The organism is Streptomyces sp. WELS2, assembly GCF_013870595.1.
GTDB lineage: Bacteria > Actinomycetota > Actinomycetes > Streptomycetales > Streptomycetaceae > Streptomyces.
In genome coordinates, this window is record NZ_JACBWZ010000451.1 from 1 (window position 1) to 5,161 (window position 5,161).

Annotated in this window: 6 protein-coding genes; 1 reads left to right on the plus strand and 5 read right to left on the minus strand. The window is 73.4% G+C overall.

From position 1 onward, the window contains the following. Window positions 1–153: 153 nt before the first annotated feature. From H5J33_RS22920 to afsQ1, 5 genes are all read right to left on the minus strand, one after another. Window positions 154–354, minus strand: coding sequence for a PspC domain-containing protein (locus tag H5J33_RS22920; protein WP_014674578.1), 201 nt, complete (start codon window positions 352–354; stop codon window positions 154–156). A gap of 108 nt (window positions 355–462) precedes the next feature. After that, complete coding sequence (locus tag H5J33_RS22925; protein ID WP_181796792.1) at window positions 463–1,029, minus strand: VanZ family protein; 567 nt, start codon at window positions 1,027–1,029, stop codon at window positions 463–465. 114 nt (window positions 1,030–1,143) lie between these two features. After that, entirely contained in the window at window positions 1,144–1,743 is a 600-nt protein-coding gene (locus H5J33_RS22930) for a hypothetical protein (protein ID WP_181796793.1), read from the minus strand. Beyond that, on the minus strand, window positions 1,740–3,356 hold the full coding sequence (locus H5J33_RS22935; RefSeq protein WP_181796794.1) for a HAMP domain-containing sensor histidine kinase: 1,617 nt from the start codon (window positions 3,354–3,356) through the stop codon (window positions 1,740–1,742). The genes H5J33_RS22930 and H5J33_RS22935 overlap by 4 nt, the downstream gene beginning before the upstream one ends. After that, complete coding sequence (afsQ1, locus tag H5J33_RS22940; protein ID WP_106980762.1) at window positions 3,353–4,030, minus strand: two-component system response regulator AfsQ1; 678 nt, start codon at window positions 4,028–4,030, stop codon at window positions 3,353–3,355. The genes H5J33_RS22935 and afsQ1 overlap by 4 nt, the downstream gene beginning before the upstream one ends. A 248-nt stretch (window positions 4,031–4,278) precedes the next feature. Between afsQ1 and H5J33_RS22945 the strand changes: the two genes are divergently transcribed. Beyond that, the gene (locus H5J33_RS22945) at window positions 4,279–5,016 is read left to right on the plus strand and encodes a SigE family RNA polymerase sigma factor (protein ID WP_181796795.1); all 738 of its coding nucleotides are present in this window, start codon (window positions 4,279–4,281) and stop codon (window positions 5,014–5,016) included. Window positions 5,017–5,161 lie beyond the last annotated feature (145 nt).

Below are 5,161 nucleotides of genomic sequence, written 5' to 3' on the forward strand. Positions count from 1 at the left end.
TGCCGGTCAAGGGCCTGCCCACGAAGGGCACGCCGGTCAACGGGCTGCCGCTCGGCTGACCCCGGCCGTCGCGGGACACGTGGGGCGCTCCGGCACGTCCGGACGCGCCCCCGTGGTGTGCTCGCCCCGCCGCCCACCGGGCGGGTCCGCCGGTCACCAGGCGGTGCGGGCCTTGTCCTCGGACGGCAGCAGCAGCCACAGCGCTATGTACAGCAGGAACTGCGGGCCCGGCAGCAGGCAGGACACCAGGAAGATCACCCGCATCGTCGTGGCCGACGTACCGAAGCGGCGGGCCAGTCCGGCGCAGACTCCGCCGATCACGCGGCCGTGGGTGGGGCGGGAAAGGGCGGTCATGTCGGTTCCTCCGTGGTCGTCGGCTCGCTCCCGAGCCGGGGGCGGGGCCCTGGGCGGGCTCCTCAACTGCCTTCCACGGTAGGCGGACGAAGAGGACGAAGCATCACTCTAGGGGGCGATCCCGACCCTGGGAATCGTCGGGGTACGGCCCTGAGACAGCTCCTCCGCGAGGCCGACCGCCGGCCCGGTCGCGGCCACCGGTTCCCGCACCGCACGCCGGCGCAGCCAGGACCGGGCCGCCGGTACCACGGCCAGGTGGGCCAGCACGACCCCCGCCGTGTTCAGCAGCAGCGAGTCGACGTCCACCACCCGGCCCGGCACACCGGTCTGCAACAGGGCGATACCCAGGGAGATCAGCGCGCCGGCCGCGGCGGTCCGCAGCAGCGAGGCGAGCGGGGAGACGGTGAGCCTGCCGTGCGCCGCGGGCAGCAGCACGCCCAGCGGGGCGAGCATCCCGAGACCCTCGCCGAGCGGCCGGGCGGCCCCGGGCCAGCCCAGTGCCAGATCGGCCCGGATACCGGCCAGCGGGCGCAGATTCGGGGGCATCACCCAGGGAACGTCCAGGGGGCGCAGCATCAGCCAGGCGACGAGGGCGAGGTGCGTGGCGAGGAGGACACCCCCCGTCACACGGATGCGGATCGCGGCGCTGCCGCCGATGGAGCCTTGACGCTGCACGCCCCCCTAGACGCGGCCGCGGTGCGGAACGGTTCCGGCGTGAAAACGTTTCGCCTCCACCGCCGGGCAAGGCCGGCAGCCGGAAAGGCCGGGTGACCTCCCCGTCCACCCCCTCTACCCCGTGACCTCGCCGGACGGTGGCCGGGTGGCGGCCGGGTGGTCGCGGACCTCGTCCGTGCACTCGTACCGTCGCGGCGGGCCCGCGTCCGGGCCGCCCAGGACGACCGAGCCGTCGCCCTCCGTGGCCGCCGAGTCGGACAGCGTGCACACCAGCTGGGCCAGCGCGGTCGAGGTCAGGCGCGAGGGCGCCGTGCTCAGCCGGAGCGCGTCCTCGGGATCCTTCGGCCCGGGCCCGCGCACGGCGAGTCCGCCCGGGACGTACGTCGTATAGCCCGCGGCGCGCTCGGCGGCCGACGGGGACGCGGCGAGCTGGTCCAGCAGCCCCTGCGCCACGATCACCCGGCGTCGGGCGTCCGGGGTGCCCGCCGGGACCGGCACCGTGCGGTCCACGGCGACCAGGGACGCCCCGCACCGCAGGAACACCTGCACCGGCACCCCGCGCGAGGACTGCGTGGACCGGTCCGGCCCGGCCAGCGAGCACGGAACCCGGGACGGCGCCGCCCCGAAGTCGGTCGGCACCTCCGTGGCCCGGATGCCGCAGCCGGTGAGCAGCGCCGCGAGGAGGGGGAGTGCCACCAGGCGTCGTATCGTCATGACCCCTCCTCCCCGGCGCCGTCCCGCCCGGCCTTCGCGTCCTTGCCGCCCGTGTCCTCCCTGCCGTTTCCGCCGTCCCCGCCGTCCTGTTCGGTCAGCGACGAGGCGTCCCGGGGCAGCCGGAGCGTGAACACCGCGCCGCCCTCGGCGGAGTTGGCGGCGGTGATCTCGCCGCCGTGGATGTGGGCGTTCTCCAGGGCGATGGACAGGCCGAGCCCGCTGCCCTCGGAGCGCGGCCGGGAGGCGCTCGCCTTGTAGAAGCGGTCGAAGACGTGCGGCAGGACGTCCTCCGGGATGCCCGGCCCGTGGTCGCGGACCCGGATCTCCACCGAGTCCTCCGCCTCCCGCACCGACACCCGCACCGGCGATCCGCCGTGCTTGAGCGCGTTGCCGATCAGGTTGGCGAGGATCACGTCCAGCCGGCGCGGGTCCAGCCGGGCGTGGATGCCGCGCTCGGCGTCCAGCTCGACCGCGTCCAGCCAGGCGCGGGCGTCGATGCAGGCGGTGATCTGGTCGGCGACGTCGACGTCGTCCAGGACCAGCCGGGCGGTGCCCGCGTCGAAGCGGGTGACCTCCATCAGATTCTCGACCAGGTCGTTCAGCCGCCGGGTCTCGCTGACCACCAGCCGGACCGCGGGCTCGATCATCGGGTCCATGCTGCCGGTCTCCGCCTCCAGCTCCTCCTCCAGCACCTCCGTGACGGCGGTGATGGCGGTGAGCGGGGTGCGCAGCTCGTGCGACATGTCGGCGACGAACCGGCGGGACGCCTCGTCCCGCGCGGCCATCTCCGCGACCCGCTTCTCCAGCGCCTCGGCCGCGTTGTTGAACGTCCGCGACAGATCGGCCAGTTCGTCGGTGCCGGAGACCCGCAGCCGGGTGTCCAGCCTGCCCTCGCCGAGCCGGCGCGCGGCCACCCCGAGCCGGTGCACCGGCTTCAGCACGGTCGTGGCGGCGGCCTGCGCGAGCAGCGCGGCGCCGATCAGCGCGAGCCCGGTGGCGATGCCCAGCGACCAGGCCAGCGAGTTGAGGTCCTTGGCCTCCGGCTCCAGCGACTTCGCCATGTAGCCGGTCGGACCACCGCCGATGACGCGCGTCCCGGCCACCAGGAACGGCGTGCCGTGGTCCACGACCCGCTGCCAGTACAGGTGGTACGGCTCCTTGTTCTGGCCGGTCACCGGCTGCCGCTTGGTCACGGCCGCGCGCAGCGTCGACGGCACGTCCTCCAGCGCGAAGCCGTTGATGCCGCCCGAGTTGCCGTACACCGTCTTGCCGTCGGCGTCCGTGGCGACCAGCAGCACGCTGAAGCGCTGGCTGCTGGCGGCCATCTGGCCCGCCGCGCGCTGCAGTTGGTCCTGGCTCGGGTGCTCGGGCAGCGCGCCCGCGCGGTTCTGCATCTCCTGCCGGAAGTCGCGCAGCACCGCGTCCTGGGCACGGGTGAGCACCGCCTCCCGGTTGAGCCAGTAGGCGATGCCCGACGCCGACACCGCGGCGGTGAGCGCGACCAGCGCGAACACCACCACCAGGCGCAGCCGCAGACTGGTGAACCTCAGCCGCGACAGACTTCCGCCCCGCCCCGCGGCCCAGCCGCGCAGCCCTTCTCGCGTACCGGTCACTGAGGGGCGTCCAGGCGGTAGCCGACACCACGGACGGTACGGATCAGCGTCGGGGACGACGGGACGTCCTCGACCTTGGCGCGCAGCCGCTGCACACACGCGTCCACCAGGCGAGAGTCGCCCAGGTAGTCGTGCTCCCACACCAGCCGCAGCAACTGCTGCCGGGACAGCGCCTGACCGGGCCGCCGGCTCAGCTCCAGCAGCAGCCGCAGCTCGGTCGGGGTCAGCTGGAGGTCCTCGCCGTTCTTCGTGACCGTCATCGCCGATCGGTCGATGACGAGGTTGCCGAAGGTCGCCGAGTCGCTGGACTCGCGCTCGCCGCGCCGCAGCACGGCCCGGATCCGGGCGTCCAGCACCCGGCCCTGCACCGGCTTGACGACGTAGTCGTCGGCCCCCGACTCCAGGCCGACCACCACGTCGATGTCGTCGCTGCGCGCGGTCAGCAGGATGATCGGGAGCTGGTCGGTGCGCCGGATGCGGCGGCAGACCTCGAACCCGTCGATGCCGGGCAGCATCACGTCCAGCACGATCAGGTCCGGCCGCTGCTCGCGCAGCAGCTTCAGACCGTCCTCGCCGCTGGCAGCGGTGGCCACCCGGTGTCCCTGGCGCGTCAGGGAGAGCTCCAGGGCCGTACGGATGGCGTCGTCGTCCTCGATCAGCAACAGGGAAGGCACGGCCTCATTCTGGCCCATGGACGGGGTGTCGTACGACCGGCCCGTACCACTCCTCGCACACCGCCACGCACCGTGCGCGACAGGTGACCGGCCCGGCCGGAACCCGCCGGACCCCTGTGACAGCTCTGTGACAGTCGGCGGACACGGCCATGAAGTCGCCCCGGCAGGCTTTTCGTCACGGGCCGGACGGCGAGCCGAGCCGGTCCGGCAAGACAGATTCACCGGAAGTCCACGACGGGGAGCGCGAGATGAACACGCTGCACAGCATCAGCACCAGCGCAGTGGTCACGCGTCTGCACGACGTGCACCGGGGGTCCGAGAAGTCCGGTGCCGCGGGCATGCGGGGGTGCGCTCGCGGCACCGGGCGTCAGCATCCGGCGTACATGTCGGTGGTTGACGCGCACACGGGGGAAACACACGGGGGAACCGCGTACGGGGAGGCCCAGGGGGAGCGCCGTTCGCTGTCGGAGGCGGAGTTCACCGCCTACGTCCAGGAGCGCCGCGCCTCCCTGTACGCCACCGCCTACCACCTGACCGGTGACCGCCACGAGGCCGAGGACCTGCTGCAGAGCGCGCTGTTCTCGACCTACCGGGCGTGGGACCGGATCAGCGACAAGGCCGCGGTCGGCGGATACCTGCGCCGCACCATGACGAACCTGCACATCAGTGCCTGGCGGCGGCGCAAGCTCAACGAGTACCCGACCGAGGAACTGCCGGAGACGCCCGGCGAGACGGACGCGATGCGCGGCACCGAGCTGCGCGCGGTCCTGTGGCAGGCGCTGGCCCGGCTGCCCGAACTCCAGCGCACCATGCTGGTCCTGCGCTACTACGAGGGCCGCACGGACCCGGAGATCGCCGACATCCTCGGCATCAGCGTCGGCACGGTGAAGTCCAGCATCTGGCGCTCGCTGCGCCGCCTGCGCGACGACGAGGTCCTCAGCTTCGGCCGGGACGAGGAGACCGCCTTCGGCGAACTGGTCGCCTGAAGGCGGGGTCACCCGGGGGAGGTGGCCCGAGGGGGGAACACGGGGGAACACGGGGGAGGAACAGGAACGGGACTGGCGGACCGGGGGGACCGGCCAGTCCCGTTTCGCGTGCCGTCACCCGGCGGCTCGGCGCCTCCGGTACGAC